This is a genomic window from Tunturibacter psychrotolerans, assembly GCF_040359615.1.
Lineage (GTDB): Bacteria > Acidobacteriota > Terriglobia > Terriglobales > Acidobacteriaceae > Edaphobacter > Edaphobacter psychrotolerans.
In genome coordinates this window covers 3,733,519-3,753,957 of sequence record NZ_CP132942.1, presented here as the reverse complement: position 1 = coordinate 3,753,957, position 20,439 = coordinate 3,733,519, and the positions used below count along the sequence as shown (strand labels likewise).

General features: G+C 59.7%; 14 protein-coding genes. 4 read left to right on the top strand and 10 right to left on the bottom strand.

The window, feature by feature from the left end:
* Positions 1-562 precede the first annotated feature (562 nt).
* Together RBB77_RS15600 and RBB77_RS15595 are read left to right on the top strand one after the other, a co-directional pair.
* Positions 563-1,885, top strand: a complete 1,323-nt coding sequence (locus tag RBB77_RS15600) for a multicopper oxidase family protein (RefSeq protein ID WP_353062663.1) — start codon at positions 563-565, stop codon at positions 1,883-1,885.
* 35 nt (positions 1,886-1,920) lie between these two features.
* On the top strand, positions 1,921-2,778 hold the full coding sequence (locus RBB77_RS15595) for a carbohydrate porin (protein ID WP_353062662.1): 858 nt from the start codon (positions 1,921-1,923) through the stop codon (positions 2,776-2,778).
* 708 nt (positions 2,779-3,486) lie between these two features.
* Here RBB77_RS15595 and RBB77_RS15590 read toward each other — a convergent pair.
* From RBB77_RS15590 to ileS, 5 genes are all read right to left on the bottom strand, one after another.
* Positions 3,487-3,969, bottom strand: a complete 483-nt coding sequence (locus tag RBB77_RS15590; RefSeq protein WP_353062661.1) for a DUF4760 domain-containing protein — start codon at positions 3,967-3,969, stop codon at positions 3,487-3,489.
* Between the two features lie 61 nt (positions 3,970-4,030).
* The gene (locus RBB77_RS15585) at positions 4,031-5,464 is read right to left on the bottom strand and encodes a DUF2252 domain-containing protein (protein ID WP_353062660.1); all 1,434 of its coding nucleotides are present in this window, start codon (positions 5,462-5,464) and stop codon (positions 4,031-4,033) included.
* Positions 5,465-5,615: 151 nt separating this feature from the next.
* The gene (gene uvrA / locus RBB77_RS15580; protein WP_353062659.1) at positions 5,616-8,606 is read right to left on the bottom strand and encodes an excinuclease ABC subunit UvrA; all 2,991 of its coding nucleotides are present in this window, start codon (positions 8,604-8,606) and stop codon (positions 5,616-5,618) included.
* A gap of 23 nt (positions 8,607-8,629) precedes the next feature.
* Positions 8,630-9,175 carry a signal peptidase II gene (lspA, locus tag RBB77_RS15575; protein WP_353062658.1) on the bottom strand — a complete coding sequence of 182 codons (546 nt, stop codon included), beginning with the start codon at positions 9,173-9,175 and terminating at the stop codon, positions 8,630-8,632.
* A complete protein-coding gene (gene ileS / locus RBB77_RS15570) occupies positions 9,175-12,144 on the bottom strand; it encodes an isoleucine--tRNA ligase (RefSeq protein WP_353062657.1) in 2,970 nt (989 codons plus the stop codon). Before ileS ends, lspA begins: the two co-directional genes overlap by 1 nt.
* A gap of 298 nt (positions 12,145-12,442) precedes the next feature.
* On the opposite strand from ileS, the gene RBB77_RS15565 reads away from it, so the two are divergent.
* A complete protein-coding gene (locus RBB77_RS15565; protein ID WP_353062656.1) occupies positions 12,443-13,525 on the top strand; it encodes an energy transducer TonB in 1,083 nt (360 codons plus the stop codon).
* 69 nt (positions 13,526-13,594) lie between these two features.
* On the opposite strand, the gene RBB77_RS15560 is transcribed toward RBB77_RS15565, so the two are convergent.
* The 5 genes from RBB77_RS15560 to RBB77_RS15540 all read right to left on the bottom strand — a co-directional run bounded on the left by RBB77_RS15560 (position 13,595) and on the right by RBB77_RS15540 (position 18,609).
* Positions 13,595-15,304 (bottom strand): methyl-accepting chemotaxis protein, encoded by a 1,710-nt coding sequence (locus tag RBB77_RS15560; protein ID WP_353062655.1) that lies wholly within the window; start codon positions 15,302-15,304, stop codon positions 13,595-13,597.
* Between the two features lie 102 nt (positions 15,305-15,406).
* On the bottom strand, positions 15,407-15,742 hold the full coding sequence (locus RBB77_RS15555; protein WP_353062654.1) for an energy transducer TonB: 336 nt from the start codon (positions 15,740-15,742) through the stop codon (positions 15,407-15,409).
* A 49-nt stretch (positions 15,743-15,791) separates the two neighbouring features.
* Positions 15,792-16,403 carry a class IV adenylate cyclase gene (locus tag RBB77_RS15550; protein WP_353062653.1) on the bottom strand — a complete coding sequence of 204 codons (612 nt, stop codon included), beginning with the start codon at positions 16,401-16,403 and terminating at the stop codon, positions 15,792-15,794.
* Positions 16,404-16,444: 41 nt separating this feature from the next.
* The gene (locus RBB77_RS15545) at positions 16,445-17,458 is read right to left on the bottom strand and encodes an L-threonylcarbamoyladenylate synthase (protein WP_353062652.1); all 1,014 of its coding nucleotides are present in this window, start codon (positions 17,456-17,458) and stop codon (positions 16,445-16,447) included.
* Entirely contained in the window at positions 17,455-18,609 is a 1,155-nt protein-coding gene (locus RBB77_RS15540) for an ATP-binding protein (protein ID WP_353062651.1), read from the bottom strand. The genes RBB77_RS15545 and RBB77_RS15540 overlap by 4 nt, the downstream gene beginning before the upstream one ends.
* A gap of 421 nt (positions 18,610-19,030) precedes the next feature.
* Here RBB77_RS15540 and RBB77_RS15535 point away from each other — a divergent pair, with 421 nt between their 5' ends.
* Positions 19,031-20,347, top strand: coding sequence for a carbohydrate porin (locus RBB77_RS15535; RefSeq protein ID WP_353062650.1), 1,317 nt, complete (start codon positions 19,031-19,033; stop codon positions 20,345-20,347).
* The last annotated feature ends 92 nt before the right edge of the window (positions 20,348-20,439 follow it).

The window sequence follows — 20,439 nt, the reverse complement described above, 5'->3', positions numbered from 1 at the left end:
TATCGGGTGACGGAGTGAAGTAAAAGCAAGAGCCCCGGGTTTGGGAAGTGCTGGACAGTTTGACCTGGCGCTTCGGGAAAATGGGGCCGGGGCTAAGGTTCACAATGAATTCGCTTTGGCTACGATCGATAGTGCTGTCATACAGAAGTTGGGGATAGTCGGAAACCTCGATGAGTGATACATCATCAAGTCACCCGCTGAACTATCCTGCTAGCTCCAGTGAAGCACGGCTCCGCTCTCAGGCGGACGAGAATGGAAAGCTGCTTATACATGAACGCTAGAGCGTCTCCGACTCGGAGTTGGGGCGTAGGTTGGTCAAATAGAGAATTAGGGATATGTAACCGTGCAGCGATAGTCGAATCGGTTGTTTCGATGTAAGCTGTGTACTCGCCTTTTTGGAATGGAAAGAGGAATAGCCTTGGCTCGCAAAAGCTCGCGGCGTTCTTTCATTGCATTAGGAGCTACCTGCGTTGGAGCAGCATCGCTCAATCGGCGTGGCTTTGCTTCCGTACTACCGCCAGTGAGCCCTGCGTTGCCCAATGGAATCAGGTTGCAAGCATCGATGCGAACGCTTGAGGTCGATGGCAAGGCGGCCACTCTCATGGGATTGGAGCAGGCGGACGGTAAGCGGGGATTAACCCTGACAGTCAATCAGCCCTTTGACGTTCTCCTCGAAAATAAACTCCCTGAGCCGACTGCGATTCATTGGCACGGCTTACATCCGCCCAACGATCAGGATGGCGTACCAGGCCTGACGCAGCCGGTCATTGCGCCAAACGCCAGCTACCACTATAACTTCCCCGTGCAGCCATCCGGCACTCACTGGATGCACTCCCACGAGGGTTTGCAGGAAGCATTCCTGCTATCCGCTCCGCTCATCGTCCACACGCCATCGGACGAACGCGCAGACGAGCAGGAGATCGTTCTCTTTCTGGGCGACTTCAGCTTTACTCCCCCGACCGAGATCTTCGCCAGACTTCGCAAGCCTTCGACCCAGGCGATGGCAATGCATGGAAGTGCAGCCGGTGGGAAGAGCGCGAAGACTATGGCGATGGATAAGCCTGACGCCAATGACGTGAACTACGATGCCTATCTCATCAACGACCGCACGCTGGCCGATCCCGAAGTAATTCGGGTTGAGAAAAATGGCAAGGTGCGTCTGCGGATTATCAACGGAAGCTCCGGCACGAATTTTTTTGTCAGCCTCGGAGATTTGAAAGGCGAACTGATCGCCACCGACGGCATGGATGTCAGGCCGATCAGCGGCTCCCGCTTTCCCCTTGCCATTGCGCAGCGCATCGACGTGAGATTGCAGCTTCCGCGTGACGGCGCGTTTCCCATCCTCGCACTGCGTGAAGGCGCAGCAGAACAGACCGGAGTCATCCTGGCTACGCCGGGCGCGTCGATCAAGAAGCTGTCAGTTAAAAATACGGTGCCAGCAGAGATGTTGACGTTTAATCTGGAGAGTCAGCTTGTTGCTGTCAATCCACTGACTTCGAAGCCGATTGATCGAAGTTTCGATCTGCGGTTTCAGGGCAATATGTCCCAATACGAGTGGCCGATCAATGGCATTGTCTTTGATGTCGAACATCCGCGCGGCCAGAAGGCCCAGGTACAGGTAAAGAAGGGGCAGCGAATCGCATTGAAGTTCATCAACGAGACGGGTATGTCTCACCCGATGCACTTGCACGGGCACTCGTTTCAGGTGATCGAGATCAATGGCAAGCCGCTGAATGGAGCTCTCCGCGACACTGTGCTCGTCCCCCCGAAGACTAGCGTCACCGTCGCATTCGATGCGAACAATCCGGGAATCTGGTATGCGCACTGCCACATTCTTTGGCATCTGGCCGCCGGCATGGCAACGTTAGTGCAGTATGAAACATAACAACTCGGCACTGCCGACAGCAGGAGGAGCGAGGTGTGGCCCGTCATCGAAGCATGCTGCGCTACTCAATTGCATGGCTTGTTGCCTGCCTGCTGGCCGCATCCTGCTCCGCTGATGGGCAACTATCCTCCGGGACAAATCGGGTTTCGACGCAACCTAAATTTGGTTGCCAACATCCCGCCGATCCTCATAGGCGTCAGCACGGCTGTAATGACGCCGTATTTGGCGCGGATGAGACATTGACAGGAGGCTGGGACGACATACGGCGAGCAGCGAAGCGGATCGGCATCACACCAACGGCGTCGTATGCCCTCAACATAAATTTGAACTCAGCAAACGGCGAGAACCACGGCGCAGACTTCGCTCTCCAGAGTGGTAACAAAGGTGTACTTGCGATCGGGGAGATCGATTATCTGCACAACCAGAAGGCCAATTCTACTGGCAAGCCAGGGCAGATAACGGTCGGCTTTCTCCATAGCAACAACTCTTTTCCTTCGCTCGTCAACCCGCTCGAGCAGATCGATGGCTATAACGGCGTATACCTGATGGGTCAACATATGGTGTTTCGCCCTGACGGTCCGGGCACATCTCGAGGGGCCACTGTTTGGGGGGAATGGGCGCTGAACTCCAAAGATCTTATCAGCCCTATTCCGACGTTTTGGGGTGCTGGCCTGAGTTATGAGGGCCTCATTCCTGCGCGTAAGAACGATACTGTTTCAGTAGGTTTGGTTTGTGCCGAGGCGAGTAAGTCTGCCCCCGCAAACGCGGAGAAACTATTGGAATTGAATTATCAATGGAGTCATTCTCGCTATTTGACGATCACTCCGCATGGCCAATATTTCTGGAAACGTGAGAGCCGTGATGGCCGAAACGCAGCCGTTCTGGGAATCTAGATTGCACTGACGCTTTGACGTATTGGGCTATATTCCTTCGATTGCTCAATGAGTGCATTGGCCTGTTGTCACCAGCTAAGGTCTGGATTAGGTTTAGCGTTAGTAACCGGTTTCTCGGTACCTACTGGGACTGGTGTCGAAAGCGCTTGTCTGCCAGCATCTTGAACCATTGAGATGGTCGCTCATCCGATTGAGATTTCAAAACGCCCCCGTCCTTAAGAGAAGACGGAAAACTATCTGTGCGAATGAGTTTTCACGGTTTCCATGTTCGGGACTTCGAAACCCTATGCCATCGAGATCATAGGCTAGGTCGTCGATTGTGTGGCCATCGCTCCTTTGGCCTCCTCCTCCAACAGGCGCTTTCTTTCTCGGCGGTCAACTTGTCCGGTTTCGAAGGCGTGGTCGTTTTACGGAAGCCGAGAGAGTCGCTAAATCTACCTACCTGTTCGATCTACGTCTGAAGGCAGTGGCCGACCGACCGGCTGTTCGAACAACTTTCTCAATGAGTTCATAATCGCCAATGCACTCATTGAGCTTCGTACAGACTCAAGACACCGTGCTGTTTCCCGAGTCACGGGCAAACCCGGAAGTTTCTCCCGGGTGCTCCAGCAAAGGCTACTTGCGACAACTGCTAATGCCTCGGCACAGCGGTTGCTGGTGTTGTCCTCAATAAGGGTCTTCGTTGTTGGACAGTGTTTTGGGTTGGAGCTATTTCTTCGCGCGCGGCTTTATTGGAGGACGGCTTCGTGCTTCGACGATGGCTGCGATGTTCTTTCGCATGGATTCGAGACGCTTGCGGCCCGCTCGTGACCCTTCTATGAGTTGTTCGACGTCTATCACAAACTCGGGCAGGTCCATCTCTTCGCGAAACTGGGCCAGATAGGGTTGAATTTTGGCGTATTGGAAGTACATCTCGGGGCAGGTGTTGTAGAGCAACTCTGCATCGAGAGCGCCGCTTCTCACGAAGGCAGCGACCATCTGCCAGTATCCATACACCTGAAGAACGAAGCTGCTTTGCTTGTCGCCTGCGCTTACGATTTGAATGAATTCGCTGGCGGATGCGGGCAGAAACTCGCCGCCTACATAGGAGCGTGCTTCCCGCATGACCGTCTCCCGTCGCAGTTCATACAGCTTCAGAATCAGTTCAGCTTGCCGAATTGCGTTCGCGGTGGTCGTTTTCTTCTTTCTCATCGGCCCACGATAACAGGCGTATCAAGATTTGGTCTGCGAAAAGACAAAGAAGATAGAGCGGTCAGGCGACGGCGGAGACTTTGATTCGCTTGGTGCGCGCTGCTTCTTTGAGTTTGTCGTAGTCGCGTTCATTTTGTTCGCTGTACGCAAAGGCGAATTTTGTGAGGGCTTCGTCGATTTCGTCGGTCTTACCGAGATAGCCTGCGATGGTTGCCGGGTCTCCCGATTTGGCGTGCGCCAAGGCAAGGCCCCAGCCACACAGGTCGCAGTACGCTACCATCCCCTTGTGGTTCGTGGTCGCGGGGTCGAACTCGTAGCTGCCTTTCATGTCGCGAAGCTGACGAACGTAGAAGTTGGTTTCTTTGAAAGCTCCCCATCCCAGAAGGATGTCCGGAGAACCCTGGATCAGGTGTTGGCCGGAGACTACGCGAAGGCCTTGGTTCTGAAATTTCGGTCCCTTCAGGTAAGGTGCGAGTACGGACTCCTCCGCTTCCTTATATTGCAGGAAGAGTGGATCGCCTTCGTCTTTGCCTCGCATGAACGCTATCCAACAACGTGTTCCGACACTGCCGACACCGACAACCTTTCGTGCGGCGTCCAGCACCTGATAGCGCGAGATGAGTTGTCTGCGGTCCTCGGTCAAGGAGGCGAGATATTGTTCGAGGAAGAGTCCTAGAGCTTCGCGAATCGGCATGCCGTGCTCTGTCTTGGTTTCGCGCACGACGAACGGAGCGTTTTCGACGATCCGTTGTTTGTTGTCGACCAGGTCCGTCATCTTCTCCAAGACCTGGAGGTGTGATCCCTTCTTCGCCTTGTTAATGGCTTTCTTCCATAGGTCCAGCCGATTTGGGGGCGCTGCGGCCAGGATGTCGTCTTCGTGAATGACGGAATACCAGGTGGCCAGATAGCCCATGTCGGCGAATTCGCGCATTCGTTGCCGATAGGATCTCACGATTGCGCGGCTATATTCCTCGCAGTCTGCATGGTCTTTTCCGATGAACTGACCGGCGACGACGGCGCTGGTTGCGAGTCGTTTCAGGTCCCATTCCCACGGGCCGGGAATTGTTTCGTCGAAGTCGTTGATGCCGAAGACGAGGCTGCGTTCGGCGGAGGCGAAGACGCCGAAGTTTGAGACGTGCATGTCGCCGCAGAGCTGTACCTGAAGGCCAGTGACTGGCGATGAGGCGAGGTCCTGCGCCATGACGGCTGCTGTGCCACGTAGGAACGCGAAGGGTGATTGCAGCATTCGAGCGTAACGGACGGGGATGAGCTCCTGGAGGCGAGTTTTTGCCTGGGCCTCGAGGATCGCCACGGGATCTTTGCGGTTCTTCGGGAGTTGGTGGTCAGCGAGGCTGGCCCTTGGCACGGTGGTTCGCAGGCGTTTTCCAGCGTCTTCGCGGTCGGCTACGGATGGACGCGGCGCGGTGAACTGATCGGCGAGCTTTTTGCTGATGGATGGAACCTTGGCGGACGATGCTTTTTTCGATTTGGGCATTCGTGGTTCCTCAAGTGGAAGCTCTCTCTTCGTCTGCTTCCCGAGGACCCGATGCCGGTCAGATGTGTCTTTGAGCCCTTCAGGAGATAAAGTTTGTCGAAGGGAACAAATGTTCTCCTATGCCGTGCTCTACGTCAAGTCTGTTTGTGGGCTAGGCGGTGGTCTGGAGTTCAGGTTCGGCTTTCGGGGCGGCGAGGTCGAGGACCGGGGCGAGCCAGTGGCCGGTGTGGCTTCTCGGGTTAGCAGCGATCTCTTCGGGGGTGCCGGTGGCCACGATCTGGCCGCCGCCGGAGCCACCCTCGGGGCCCATGTCGATGACCCAGTCGGCGGATTTGATGACGTCGAGGTTGTGCTCGATGACGAGGAGGGAGCCGCCGCCTTCGATGAGTTTGCGGAAGGCGGCGAGGAGTTTGGCTACGTCGTCGAAGTGGAGACCCGTGGTGGGTTCGTCGAGGATGTAGAGGGTGCGGCTGCGGGCTTTGGCGGCGGTGTCGTTGGAGCTGCGGATGGTGATGCTGCGTGCGGTGGCGAGGTGAGAGGCGAGTTTGACGCGTTGGGCTTCGCCGCCGGAGAGCGTGGTGGCGGATTGGCCGAGGCGAACGTAGCCGAGACCGACCTCGTCGAGGACATAGAGCTTGTCGACGATCTTGGGGTGGCCGGCGAAGTAGACGAGAGCTTCTTTGACGGTCATGTTGAGGACGTCGTGGATGTTCTTGCCTTTGTAGCGGATGTCGAGGATGGTGGATTTGTAGCGTGTTCCGTTACATTCTTCGCAGGGGAGCTCGATGTCGGCCAGGAACTGCATCTCGACGGTGACGGTGCCGTCGCCTTCGCAGACGTCGCAGCGGCCGCCGGGGACGTTGAAGGAGAAGTGTCCGGGACCGAAGCTGCGGCGCTTGGCGTCGGGTTGGGCGGCGAAGAGGGCGCGGATGTCGTCGAAGGCTTTGATATATGTAACTGGATTGGATCGCGGGGTGCGGCCGATGGGGGATTGATCGACGAGGATGACGTCGTTGAGGTGGTGGGTGCCGGTGAGCTCGCGGTAGAGGTGCGCTGGGTCGGCACCTTCGGTTTGGCCGAGAGCTTGCATGAGAGCGCGGTAGAGGACCTGGTGGACGATGGTGGATTTTCCGGAGCCGCTGACACCGGTGACGCAGCAGAGGAGGCCGAGAGGGATGTTGATGTCGACGCCGCGAAGGTTGTGGATGCGGGCGCCGGTGAGTTTGAGGTGCTCGCGGCCGGGTTCGCGGCGGTGTTTGGGGACGGGGATGGTGAGGCGGCCGGAGAGATATTTTCCGGTGATGGAGTTTGGGTTTGCGGTGACTTCGGCTACGGTGCCTGAGGCGAGGAGATGGCCGCCTAGCTCTCCTGCTCCGGGGCCGAGATCGAGGAGATGGTCGGCGGCGCGGATGACGTCGGGGTCGTGTTCGACGACGAGGATGGTGTTGCCGAGGTCGCGAAGGTCTTTCATGATGCCGATGAGCTTGGCGGTGTCTCGGGTGTGGAGACCGATGCTTGGCTCGTCGAGGACGTAGAGGGCTCCGACTAGGCGCGAGCCCAGGGAGGTTGCGAGCTGGATGCGCTGGGCTTCGCCGCCGGAGAGGGTGGAGCTTAGGCGGTCGAGGGTGAGGTAGTCGAGGCCAACCTGGAGGAGGAAGTGGACACGCTGACGGACTTCTTCGAGGATTTTGCCGGCTACTTCTAATTGTGCTGGTGAGAGTTGCAAATTGTCGAAGAAGGTTTGCGCGGCGGTGATGGTGAGGGCGCTGGTCTCGCAGATGTTTTGATTGTTGATAAGGACGGCGCGGGCTTCGGCGCGGAGGCGCTGGCCGCGGCAGTCGGGGCAGAGTGCGTAGCCGCGGTACTTCGAGAGGAAGACGCGGACGTGGAGCTTGTATTTTTTGCGTTCGAGGGCGGCGAAGAAGCCGCGAATGCCGGGGAAGGTGCCGTTGCCGTCTTCGATAAAGGCTTGCTGTGTGGGTGTGAGGTCGTACCAGGGAACGTCGGTCGGAATGCCAGCGGCTTTGGCGGCACGTTTCATCTCGCCGTGGTGGGGGCGGTATTTTGTGGTGGTCCAGGGGGCGATGGCGCCTTCATCGAGGGTCTTCGATTTGTCGGGAATGATGAGGTTGGGGTCGAAGTCGATGGTGTTGCCGAAGCCCTGGCAGCGCGGGCAGGCGCCGTAGGGGTTGTTGAAGGAGAAGAGGCGTGGTTCGGGTTCGCGATAGGCGCGGTGGCAGGTGGTGCACTCGAACGCGGCGGAGAAGCGCAACTTCGTTGGGTTCTCGTTGTCTTGGCTGGCCAAGCTGTGGAACTGGACTTCGCCGGATTCGCGGTAGCCGGTTTCGATGGCGTCTACGATGCGGGCGCGGCTTTCGGAGGTGATGGCGAGGCGGTCGATGAGGACGAAGATGGGTTGGGTGAAGTCGAGTTCCAGGAGGGATTCGGGCGTGGAGAACTCTACTATTTTTCCTGATTGGTAGAGGCGGTTATAGCCGCGGCGGCGCAGTTCGGTGAGGCGATCTTTGAGTGCGTCCGTGAGGGTGAGGGTCTCGATGGCTGCGGGCTTTGTCGACTTCGCGGATTTCTTTGAGGCGGTCTTTTTGGGCTTGGGGGCTTCGACCTCGACGTCGGGCGTGGCGATCTGCATGGGCGCGAGTTTGACTTCGGTGCGGATGATCGGAAAGAGGACGTGGGTGCGGGTGCCTTCGGGTAGGGCGAAGAGTGTGGTGATGATTTCGTCTACGGTGTCGTGCTTGACGATGCCGCCGCAGTGGAGGCAGGTTACGGTGCCGCAGCGGGCGTAGAGGAGACGGAGGTAGTCGTAGATCTCGGTTGCGGTGGCGACGGTGGAGCGGGGATTGCGGGTCTGATTTTTTTGCTTGATGGCGATGGCGGGGGCGAGGCCGTCCATGTGGTCGACGTCGGGCTTTTCGATGCGCTCGAGGAACTGGCGGGCGTAGGCGGAGAGGCTTTCGACGTAGCGGCGCTGGCCTTCGGCGTAGACGGTGTCGAAGGCGAGGGAGGATTTGCCGGAGCCGCTGACGCCGCTGACGACGGTGAGTGCGTTGTGCGGGATGTCGACGTCGATGCCCTTGAGGTTGTGGGTTCGTGCGCCGCGGATTGTGATCTGGTCATTCATAGGGAGTGATTAAAGGGTGAGGCTTAGGCGTCCGTTGGTTGAGGGCGGAAGATTTCGATGAGGAGGAGGCAGGCGCCGATGACGATGCAGCTGTCGGCGAGGTTGAAGTCGGGCCAGTGGTAGTTGCCGATGTGGACTTCGAGGAAGTCGACGACGTAGCTGTAGCGAACGCGGTCGTAGAGGTTGCCGACGGCTCCGCCGAGGATGAGCGCGAGAGCGACGGAGCTGACAGTGAGGGCGCGACCTGCTCGCCAGAGCATTCCGATGAGGACGACGGCCGCGATTACGGAAAAGGCGATGAGGATGTTGCGGACGGTTGTGGGTGAGGCGGATTCGGCGAACATGCTGAAGGCGGCGCCGGTGTTGTGGACGTCGGTGATGCGGAAGATGCCGGGGATGACGGTGTGAGCCTGGCCGTTGGGAAGTTGCTGAACGACGATGCGTTTGGTGATGCGGTCTAGGATGACGACTGCTGCGGCGATAGCGAGCGCAATACCGCGGCGATCGCGTGGTTCGGTCGCGATGGCTGGCGTTGCGGCTTCGTAGGTCGTCTTGTTCGGTGAGGACATCAGGCTTGCGGCTCCGTTGAGTTGCTGGGTGGTGCGTTGTAGGGTGGGAAGTGGATGGCTTCGAGAGCGTCGGCGCAGCGAAGGCAGACGGTTGGGTAGTTGGCTTCGTTGCCTACGTCTTCGGTGAAGCGCCAGCAGCGCTCGCACTTGCTACCTGCGGCAGGTTTGGCCTGGACGTAGAAGGCTCCCTTTTCTACGTTGCCTTCGGTGATGATGGCGTTGGAGATTTCGACCTGGGCTACGCCAAAGAGCTCGGGGAGTATGGATTTGTATTGCTCGAAGACCGGGTTGGGTTTTTCGGCTACGCTGTTGAGCCAGCCGAGGACTATCTGGGTCTCGGAGGGCTTGTTGCTGATGGTCTTTGCGGTGCGCGCTTCTTCGAGGACCTTGAGGACTTCGTCGCGAAGGGTGAGGAGCTGGTCCCATTCTTCTTCGATCTGGCGGGTGCTGCCGGGGACGAGGTCGGTCAGATCAGGGAAGAGTGCGAGATGAACGCTGGGCTCACGAGTTGCTGATTGCGGTAGGAGTGCCCAGACTTCGTCGGCGGTGAAACTGAGGATTGGGGCGATGAGGCGGGTGAGAGTTTCGGCGATGCGCCAGAGGGCGGTTTGTGCGCTGCGGCGGCCCGGGTGGTTGGGGGCGAAGGTGTAAAGGCGATCTTTGAGGACGTCGAGGTAGAGCGCGCTGAGGTCGGTGTTCACGTACTCGTTGAGCGCGTGATAGGCGCGGTGGAACTCGAAGTCGTCGTAAGCGGCGCGAATCTTGGCGTCGAGTTCGGCGGTGCGGGCGAGGATGTATTGGTCTAGCGGCTGCAGGTTTGCGAAAGCGATGGCGTCGGTCGCGGGGTTGAAGTCGTGGATATTTCCGAGGAGGAAGCGCAGGGTGTTGCGCAGCTTACGGTAGTTGTCGCTGACGCGCTGCATGAGGTTTTCGCTGGCGGCTACGTCTTCGCGGAAGTCGACGGAGGCTACCCAGAGACGGATGACTTCCGCGCCGAGACGCTTGGCGATGTCTACGGGATCGACGCCGTTGCCGAGGGATTTGGAGAAGGCGCGGCCTTGCTCGTCGAGGGTCCAGCCGGAGGTTGCGACCATCTTGTAGGGGGCGTGGTTGCGGACGGCAACGGAAGTGAGTAGCGAGGAGTGGAACCAGCCGCGGTGCTGGTCGCCGCCTTCGGTGTAGAGGTCGGCGGGGGAGTGGAGTTCGGGCTCGAGGTCGAGGACGGCGTGCCAGCTTGCGCCGGACTCGAACCAGACATCGAGGATGTCCATCTCTTTGCGGAACTCCAGGTGGTGGCAGCTTGCGCAGGCGGTTCCGGCGGGGAGGAGCGTTGCGGCTTCGTGGCTGTACCAGGCGTCGGCGCCCTCTTTTTTGAAGAGATCGACGATGCTCTGGTTGACGGCGGGTTCGTTGAGTGGCTCGCCGCACTTGTCGCAGAGGAAGACGGCGATGGGAACGCCCCAGATGCGCTGGCGGGAGATGCACCAGTCGGGGCGGGTGGCGATCATGTTGGAGATGCGCTCTTCGCCCCAGGCCGGATCCCAGACGACTTTCTTGATCTCGTCGAGGGCGCGCTGACGGAAGGTTGTCGTGGTGCCTTCGTCGGTGATCATCGGGGTCTCCATGCCGATGAACCACTGCTCGGTGGCGCGGACGATGACGGGGTTGTGGCAGCGCCAGCAGTGCGGATAGGAGTGTTCGAAGCTGGTGTCGCTCAGGAGTGCGCCGCGCTCGCGGAGGAGCTCGATGATGGGCGCGTTGGATTTGAAGACGGTGAGGTCGGCGTAGGGTTCGGCCGGCTGGCCGCCATGTAGGTCGGTGTGACGCTGCTTGCCGGCGTTGTCGACGTATTGGATCTCGGGGAGGTGGTAGCGCTGGCCGGTGTAGAAGTCGTCGACGCCGTGGGCGGGTGAGGTGTGGACGGCTCCGGTGCCTTGCTCGGCGGTGACGTAGTCCGCGGTGACGCCGAGGATGCTGCGATCGAGGAATGGGTGCTGGAAGGTCGCGTGCTCGAGATGATTGCCGGTGAGGACGGCGACGATGTCGGCCTGCGACGCCGGCTCGGCGGGGTTCTTCGCGCTCATCAGACGGCAGTGGGTAATGACCGAGGACATGAGCGCTTGCGCGACGATGTAGGTGCCGCCTTCGCATGCCAGAGCTACATATTCGAGGAGTGGGTTGAAGGCTACGGCCTGGGACGCGGGGAGGGTCCATGGGGTAGTGGTCCAGATGATCGTATAGAGATTTTTTACGGCGGCTAGCGACGGAGCGATAGCCGCGGGGTCGCTGGTGAGGGCGTAGCGGACGTAGACGCTAGGTGAGGTGTGCTGTTCGTATTCGACTTCGGCTTCGGCGAGGGCGGTGCGGTCGTGGATACACCAGTAGACGGGCTTGAGGCCTTTGTAGACGAACTTCTTCTCGAAGAAGTCGTAGAAGGTTTCGACGATGCTGGCTTCGTAGCCGAAGCTCATGGTGAGGTAGGGATCGTTCCAGCGGCCGAAGACGCCGATGCGCTCGAACTGGCTGCGCTGGAGGTCGACATACTTCTGTGCGTACTCGCGGCAGGCGTGGCGGACGGCGATGGGGTCCATCTCGAGCTTTTTGCGGCCTAGCTGCTCGTCGACTTTGATCTCGATGGGGAGGCCGTGGCAGTCCCATCCGGGGACGTAGGGGGCGTCGAAGCCGGCCATGGTTTTGGTTTTGACGACGAAGTCCTTGATGCACTTGTTGAGGGCGTGGCCGAGGTGAATGGCTCCGTTGGCGTAGGGAGGGCCGTCGTGGAGGATGTACTTGGGCTGTCCGGCACGGGCGGTGCGGATCTGGGCGTATAAGTCACTTTGCTGCCACGCTTCGAGGCGCGCGGGTTCGTTCTGGGGCAGATTGGCCTTCATGGGGAAGGCGGTCTGTGGCAGGTTCAGCGTGGACTTCAGCGCCTTGACTTCGGGTTTTGCCTGGGTAGCTTCCGACATTCGGTCCTCTTGGTTCGTTGTGACAAAGATCCAGTTTGTGGCAAACCTCTATTGTAGACGGCGCGGAGGGGTGGTACATAGGATGGCAAGGAGACATTCCCATGGTGACGTGCGTCCAAGGTAACGAGCGTCCGCTGGCGAATGTTTGTAGAATGTTAACAATCACGCGCTGTTGCCAGAGCCGGGCGAGAACCGGACTGGCGTTTGGAACGTAAGAAGAGCAGTAGATTCAGGGCGGGCAAGATTTTGGAAGTGGTGTGCGGAGGCTGCGGCTTTCTGCACCGAGGCGAAACAGCTTATGGCGAATAGTTTATTGACACCACCACCGCAGATAGACCCAGAGAGACAGGCTCCGACCCTGCGACCGGCAGATGCTCCAAAGTTGAACGAAGAGACCGATGGGTCCATGTGGACGTCGTTCTTTGCGAATCTTCGGGATGCCTTCAGCAAGTCAAACGAAGCTCCACTGCAGCTGGAATCGAAGCCAGTTGATAGCGATATGGTGATTGAGGAAGAGGGAGTCTTTGCGTCCCTTGGGAGCAGCATTCGGGATGTGTTTTTCCCGGTAAAACTGCCGCCTCTGGTACTGGAGTCGAAGCCGATCGCTGTCGTCGATCGGATGAAGACTAAGCAAAATCCGATTGCGACGACCTCCGCGGTCGTAATCTACGGGTTGATCATTCTGCTGATCGCGTTTTTGCTGGCGAAGAAGGTTCAGTTTTCCGCCCCCGTAAGAACAATGCAGGTGACGGAGCTTTCGGTTCCACCGCAGGCTCCGCCGAGAGCTCAGGCGATGGGCGGAGGCGGTGGACAAAAAGGGCCAACTCCTGTGGTTAAGGGATCTCCTCCGAAGTTCGCGGATACGCAGATTGTGCCGCCGAACAAGCCTCCGCTGGTCGAACCGAAGATCAAGATAGACCCGACGATTGAGGTGCAGCAGGATGTGAAGATGGCGAGCAACCTGCCGCAGGTCGGAGTTCCGAACTCGCCGATTATTGGGCCATATTCGGGCGGCGGCGGCACCGGTACCGGTCTTGGATCGGGTAATGGATCGGGGCTTGGGCCGGGTTCGGGAGGCAATACCGGTGGCGGACCGAGGCGGATTGGCGGAGGGGTTTCGGCTCCTGTGCTGATCTTCTCGGTTGAGCCGGAATTTTCTGAAGAGGCCCGGAAGGCGAAGGTTGCAGGAAATGTTCTGGTTAACCTCTGGGTCGATACCAACGGAAATCCGAGCCACGTTCACGTGATTCGCGGCGTTGGCATGGGTCTGGATGAGAAGGCGATGGAAGCGGTGAGACAGTACAAGTTCAAGCCGGCGATGGAGAACGGCAGGCCTGTTCTGGTCGAGCTGAACGTTGAGGTCAACTTCCAGATCTTCTAAGGTCGTTTTCTGTTGAACGAAGAGGCCCGCTGTGTGCGGGCCTCTTCGTTTGGGGACGATGCTGGTTGTTTATGCGGGTTGGAAGGTAGCGTGGCGTTTCGTGTTGCTGCTCTCGACGCGAAGCAGCCTTGAGTCTGGTGCGGACCTGAGGCTGAAACGGTCGACCTGCTGCTCGAGTGTGACGGCGGTGGTGCGGAGGGATTCGATTCCAGCCGCGGTGGTGGCCATCTCGGTGAGATTTTCGTGGCTGAGGGAGTGGATGGAGTGCAGGCTGGCGCTGGACTGGTCTGCGGCGGCGGTCTGCTGGGAGGCGGCGATGGCGATCTGGGCGATCATGCGATCGACGCGCTCGGCCATGCCAATGATGCGCTCGAGAGCCTCGCCGGCCTGGTTGGTGGTGATGACGCCCTGCTGCACGGTGCCGGTGCCGCTCTCCATGCTGGCGATGGCGGTGAGGGTGCGATCCTGAATGCCTTGAATCATGCTGGCGATCTCGCCTGTGGCCTGAGCGGTGGACTCGGCGAGACGGCGGACCTCTCCGGCGACTACGGCGAAGCCACGGCCCTGGTCGCCAGCGCGAGCGGCTTCGATGGCTGCGTTGAGGGCGAGCAGGTTGGTCTTGCGGGCGATCTCGTCGATGACGGTGACGATCTGCGAGATGCGGCGGGAGTCGTCGCCGAGGAGGCCGACGGTGGCGGAGGTGTCGCTGACGGCGGTGGCGATGGAGTGCATGCTGCCGAGAACCTGCTTGACGATGGTGCCGCCTTCGCGGGCGGTTTCAGCGGCGCTGCGGGCAGTCTCTGCAGCGGACTGGGTGTGGCGGGAGACCTCGGCGATGGAGGCCGACATCTCCTGCATGGCGGTAGCGGCCTGTTGGGTCTGCTGGCTCTGCTGATCCATGCGGCGATGGATCTGATCGCTGGCCGAGCCCATGGTGGCGGCGCTGCCAGTAATGGTGGAGACGGTCTCGGCGAGTGTTCCGATGATGCCGGCGAGATTGGTCTGCATCTTCTGGACGGCGTGCGCGAGGGCGCCGGTCTGGTCGGTGGTGTCGAGGGCCAGCGGCTGGCCGCTTAGGTCGCCCGCGGCGATGGCGTCGGCGCGCTGCATGACGACGTTCAGGGCATAGGCGATCTTCCGTCCGAGGTAGACCGATACCGTGATGCCGATGAGAGAGGCGATGATGGTGCCGAGCCAGAGGACGATGAGGGTGAAGTGGTTGGCTCCGCGGAGTTGTGCCTGCTCTTCATTGGCGAGGCGGGTCTGCGACTGCGCGATCTCGGTGATGTTGGAGAAGAGGCTTTTTTCGAGAGGCAGGATCTGGTTCTGCAGGGTGTCGTAGGCTGCAGCGGAGCCTTGCGGTGTCTTCGATTCGTTCAGGGTCTCGACCTTCTCTTCGAGTGTCTTGAGCGCGGCGAGATCGGAGTCAAGTGCGATCAATCGCGGGGCGTCGGAGCCGAGATCAAAGTGGGAGGTCTGCTGGTGAAGCAGCGCGAGCGAACTCTCGGCCTGCTCGAACTCTTGGCGCCTGGAGTTGCGATAGAGCGCGGAGGAGTTCGCGTCGATGCCGAAGAGCATGTAGGACTCAAGCAGGCGAACGGTGTCGGTGAAGTGGGAGCGGATGTCGCGACTGGACATGATGACGGGGATGCGGTTCTCCGTGACCATGTTCGAGAGGACGTTGGCCTCCTCGATGTATCGGTGGGCGATACTTGCGCTGAGAACGGTAGTGGCGACGATAGCGCCAGTCATCAGGAACATCTTCGACTGCAGTTGCATGAGGACCTCGGAGCGAAGTTAGGAGCGTAGATCGATTTAAAGCGTTGGCAGATACCGCCGGGACGAATCTCGGCGGTGATTTCGGTTGCGAGTATGCCTGGGTTACTGACCGTCGATGTTGAAGTTGACTTCGACTTCGGATTCGGTGGCATCAGAGTTTGGAGCGAAGCGCCAGTGAGTGACGGCGTCCTGCGCAGAGGGCGCGAGGAGGGCGTGGCCCGACTCCACCTTGGTGCCTGAGACGGTGCCGTCGGCTTTGATGGAGACGAGAAGAACGACCTTGCCGCCGACGTGCATGCGGCGCGCGAGCTCTGGGTAGGCTGGGGCTGTGCGGGAGACGATCGCACGATGAACGTCGCCAGCGAAGGCAGTGCCGACGCAGAGGGCAACGCTTCCGGCAAGAAGAAGGGGGCGCGAAGAGCGAAGTGGAATTGCCAAGGAAAACCTCCGGGGTACAGAGGTTGTATCGGCGGAGGTGGGGGAGGCTTTAGCGGAGAGAGAGTACGGGAGGCGTGATTTCGGCGAAGGTGAGGTTCTCGGCGGGGCTGCCGGTGCGTTGCTTCCAGTCGAGAAAGAGCTTGCCGTAGCTGTCGGTGAGGCAAGTGGCCGGGTCGATGTGGAGTGCGACGAGGGTCTGGTCGATCCAGGCGGTGGGGCCTTCGAGTTCGGCGTAGGTGCCGATGGGGGTCTCGTCGAGGACTAGGTGAGCGGTTATCTCGGAGTCTGCTGAGTGAGACCACTCGGTGCGGTACTTCTCGTAGGTGAAGGCTGGACCGTAGCCTAGTTGCTGGAAGATCTCGGCCATGGCATCGCGGTCGCTAACGGTGGTCTCGGTCTCGATGCGGATCTTGTAGCGGGTGGTGTCGACGGGGGCCTGCTCGTCGGGGAGACGCTTGTGGGTGAGGGTGAATATGTCGCCGTACTGACGGAGGCGGAGGATCTGCCTGCGGGCGCGGAGGTCGCGATTGGGAGTGTCGTAGAGGGTGTTGTGCTCGAAGGTGCGTGGGGTGATGAGCTGGAAGCCGAGTTGCGGGAGGCGGGTTTGGAGAGCTTCTGGATCAGGGACGGGAAACTTGAGTTCGATCTCAGAGTTCTTCATGGGGGGAGTATACGGCTGTGGCCCGGTGAAAAACGTGGACCTTAGTTTGTTTTTGCGGCTTTTTTTAGACGGTCGCGGATGGCGAGTCCGAGGCCTTCGGGTTTGGGTAGAGGGCAGAGGATGGCGGTGACGCCGCGGGCGTCGAGATCTCGAAGACCGGCGAAGAGAGTTTGGGCTAGAGTTGTGGGGTCTTCTATGGAACTCCAGGGGAAGACTTCGGTGTGGCCGGTGGGGATGATCCAGCCGCTTGGGAGCATGACTCCTATGCGGCCCTCGGTGGTGGCGAGGTGGGAGTTGAGGTCGGCTTCGCTGTCGACCAGGATGAGATGGGCGCGGGGGGCGTAATGGCGGATGCCGACACCAGGGGATGGCAGGCTCTGCGGGGTGGTGGTTTGCTGGGGTGCGGTGTAGGTGGTGACGGGACCGCCGATGGGTTCGAGCATGGCGGGGGTGATGGCGCCGGGGCGGTAGAGGATCATCGGGGACGGATTGGGGTCGAGGACGGTGGATTCGACGCCTACGCTGGTTGCGCCGCCGTCGATGACGGCGTCGATGCGGTGGTCTAGATCCTGGAGGACGTGGGCTGCGGTGGTGGGGCTGGTGTGGCCGAATCGGTTGGCGCTGGGCGCTGCGAGGGGGAGGCCTGTGGCTTCGAGGAGTGCGTGGGCGAGCGGGTGCGCGGGCATGCGGACGCCTACGAGCGGGCGGTTGGCGGTGACTGCGTCGGGGATTTTTTCTGTGCGGGGAAGCAGGAGGGTCAGGGGGCCGGGCCAGAAGGCTTTGATGAGGCGCTCTGCCCGCTCAGATACGGTGGCTACCTCGTCGAGCATGGCGCGGTTGCTGACGTGGACGATGAGGGGGTCCCAGTGGGGGCGGTCTTTGGCGAGGAAGATGTTGGCGACTGCGTTGGGGTCGAGCGCGTTGGCTCCGAGACCGTAGACGGTTTCGGTGGGGAAGGCCACGGTGCCGCCGTTGCGGAGGATCTCGGCGGCGCGGGCGATGTCTTGCGGGCTGGTGGAGAGGCGCAGCGTGGTGTGTTCGTCGGGCCTGCTCATCTTGCGGCGAGTTGGCCGGCGAAGGCGTCGAGGGAGAGGCTGCGGAGGAGGTTGCGGCGCATACCGCTTTGGACTTGATCCAGGCCGCGTGAGGCGGATTCGATCCAGGCGAAGTTGAGGGAGGAGCTGAGGCGGTCGAGTTCGGGACGGAGATCGGTGTTGCGGAGGAGTTCGGGTGTGCCTGCGCCTAGAAGCAGGAGGTCTTCGAGGAGGAGCGAGAGAGTGCGGAGCAGGGCTGCGGTTTTTTGTTGGCCTTCGGCTCCGGCGCGGTAGGTTTCGGTCATCTTGAAGAGGGCGGTGTGGTCAGGCTCGGCAGTGCCACTGCTGGCTGCCGCGGCGTTACGCAGGAAGAGGAGGGCATCGGCGCGGGCTGCGGTGTAGGCTTCGAGGTCGAAGCCTAGGGCTTTTCCGGCAGCGCCTTGTGCGAGGCGTGCGATGAGGGTTCGCTGCTTGGGCGGCACGTCGGGGCGGCGGTCGGCGAGGAGCATCTCGATCTCTTCGACGGGAAGGGCGCCGAGGCGGACAGTTGCACAACGGGAGCGGATGGTGGGAAGAAGTTCGCCGGGGTTTTCGGCAAGGATGATGATGTGGACTGTGTCGGGTGGCTCCTCGAGGACTTTGAGGAGGGAGTTGGCGGCTTCCTTCATGAAGTTGGCCGCGGTGAGGATGAAGATCTTGCGCGGGGCCTCGCTGGGGAGGTAGTGGGCGCGCTGGATGACGGTGCGGATCTGACCGAGCTTGATGAGGAGTTGCGGTGGGTCGGGTGGGACGATGAGGACGTCGGGGTGGGGCTGGACGAGGACGCGGGTGTCTTTCTTGTCGGTATCGCGAAGCTCTTCGCGGACGGCTACGGCTTTGTCGATCTCGTCGTCGAGATTGGCTGCGCTGGCGATGCGGGTGCAGTTGTGACAGACGCCGCAGAAGTTGGCGAGGGAGACGCCGTTGGACCAGAGGTCGCGTGGCTGACGCTGGCACTCAACGGCCATGGCGAGCATGAGGGCGAGGGTGTACTTTCCTGCTCCGTTGGGGCCGGCGAGGATGAGGGAGTGGGGGAGGCGGCCGGCGGCGATGGCGGTGCGGAGGTGCTCGATGGCGGTGCTGTTGCCGAGGAAGTCGTTGAAGGTGGCGGGCAGAGCGGTTGGTGTGGTCACGATTTGTCCTCCTCCTCGGGCGTAGATTCGGTGCAGCTTCGGGATGGTACCCCGGTGGTACTGTTTGGTGCTAAAGTATTCGGTCTATGAAGGTTAAGTCTGGACTTCGTTCGGAGTTCTTCCTTCAAGAGCAGGTCTCGGGTCAGTTTCTTTCCAGAGCAATCTCCTGTTTCTATGATACGCGTTGGAAGAGGGGTAATGCGCCAAACCGGAGAAGCTCTAAAAGGGGCTTGATTCGCGGGTTTTGTGTTGTGTCCCAGGGCTTTGGGGGTTGACAACGTTTTCCATGTTTGAGTTTCGGCCATGTTGCCGGCGCAGGATACTCACGCGAAGATTTATGCCTCGGATGATGGCGCCGGTGCATCAAGTCGGCAGTCATTTTTTTGGATGAGCAAGGTCAACGGATTCGCTAAGGAGTTGTGTGAACGTCAGGAAGTACGTAGGTAAGACAATTGCGTTGATCCTGATGGGCGCGTCTCCTGCTCTGGTGGGTCAGAACATCAAGATCGTCAGGCCGGGTGCTACCTCTGAGACGACTCAATACCAGCCGCAGTCTGAGCCGGCGATCAACGAGCCGCTGTCGAGGTACCCGCAGGAGCTGGACGCGGCTTCGGCGGCGCTGGGGTTGGTGCCGGCGGATCCACTCTTTCATACCGATCCTTTCAGGTTCGTTACCAAGGCAGCGGATATGGGTGGAAGCTGGCTGGAGACTAGTGCGCGGCTTCGATTCGGAGCGACGTATACGTTTCTGAATCAATATGCGACGGTGATTCCGGATACGGCGCAACGTCATGACCAGGTGAGTGGACGTCTCGACTTCACGGGAAACTGGGCAGTGTACGAGCACGGGAGCACGGCAGGTTCGATTGCTTTGCTAATCCGTTCGGGAACAAATATTGGGATGAGTCAGCAGTGGAACCTGAGCGACCAGATGGGGTCGGGAATTTTTCTGAACTGTCTCCAAGGGGGCGGGGCGCAAAGGCCAATTAGCGTGAACGTTCTTTATTGGCGGCAGGATTTCATGCATAAGAGACTGTCGTTTTATGTGGGCAAGCTGCATCCGAATCAGTTCGTCAGCCTGAGCTTTTTAAACAATGATGAGAGAACTCAGTTTTTGAATGGAGAGAACGACGGCAACCTTGCCATTGCTTCGGATGGGACCTATGCGGGCGGAGGAGCGGTTGATTTTCAGATGACGCACCACTTGTATATGCACGCGTTGGCGATTGACACCATCGGTTCGCAATACACAGGGATTGGAACGATGGGGGACAATAAATTTCTTGAGGGGATCGAGTTCGGCTGGTTTGCGGGTGCGCCTGGGAGCAAGTATCTGAAGCTGCGTGTTGGGGGATGGCGTGACGATACGAAGAGTTCGGGGAGCGGGCACGGTGTCGCGTTTGGTTTCGATCATGAGTATGCAAATGGCTGGGCGCCGTTTGGACGGTATGGTTTCGCGACAGAGACGGGAACGGCGATCAGACAGACCGACACGTTGGGATTGACGAACGTCAGTCCGTTTGGCCGGCGGGGCGATATGTTCGGGACGGCGTTCAACTACATTCAACCGACGCGTATGGGGAAGCGACACGAGAGTATCATCGAGACGTTTTATCGGATTCGCATGACCAAGAGCATGGAGATTGGGCCGGATGTGCAGGTGTCGATTCATCCGATGTATGCGGCGAAGAGTTATACGAGCGTTCTGCTGAATGCTCGTATGCGGATTATTTTTTAGGACTAATGCGCCCTGCGCGGGCGGCGGTCACTTCGTGACTTGTATATCCCTTCGGTGGGCGCTCCCGTTGTTCGGGGGTTGATATCTTGCGA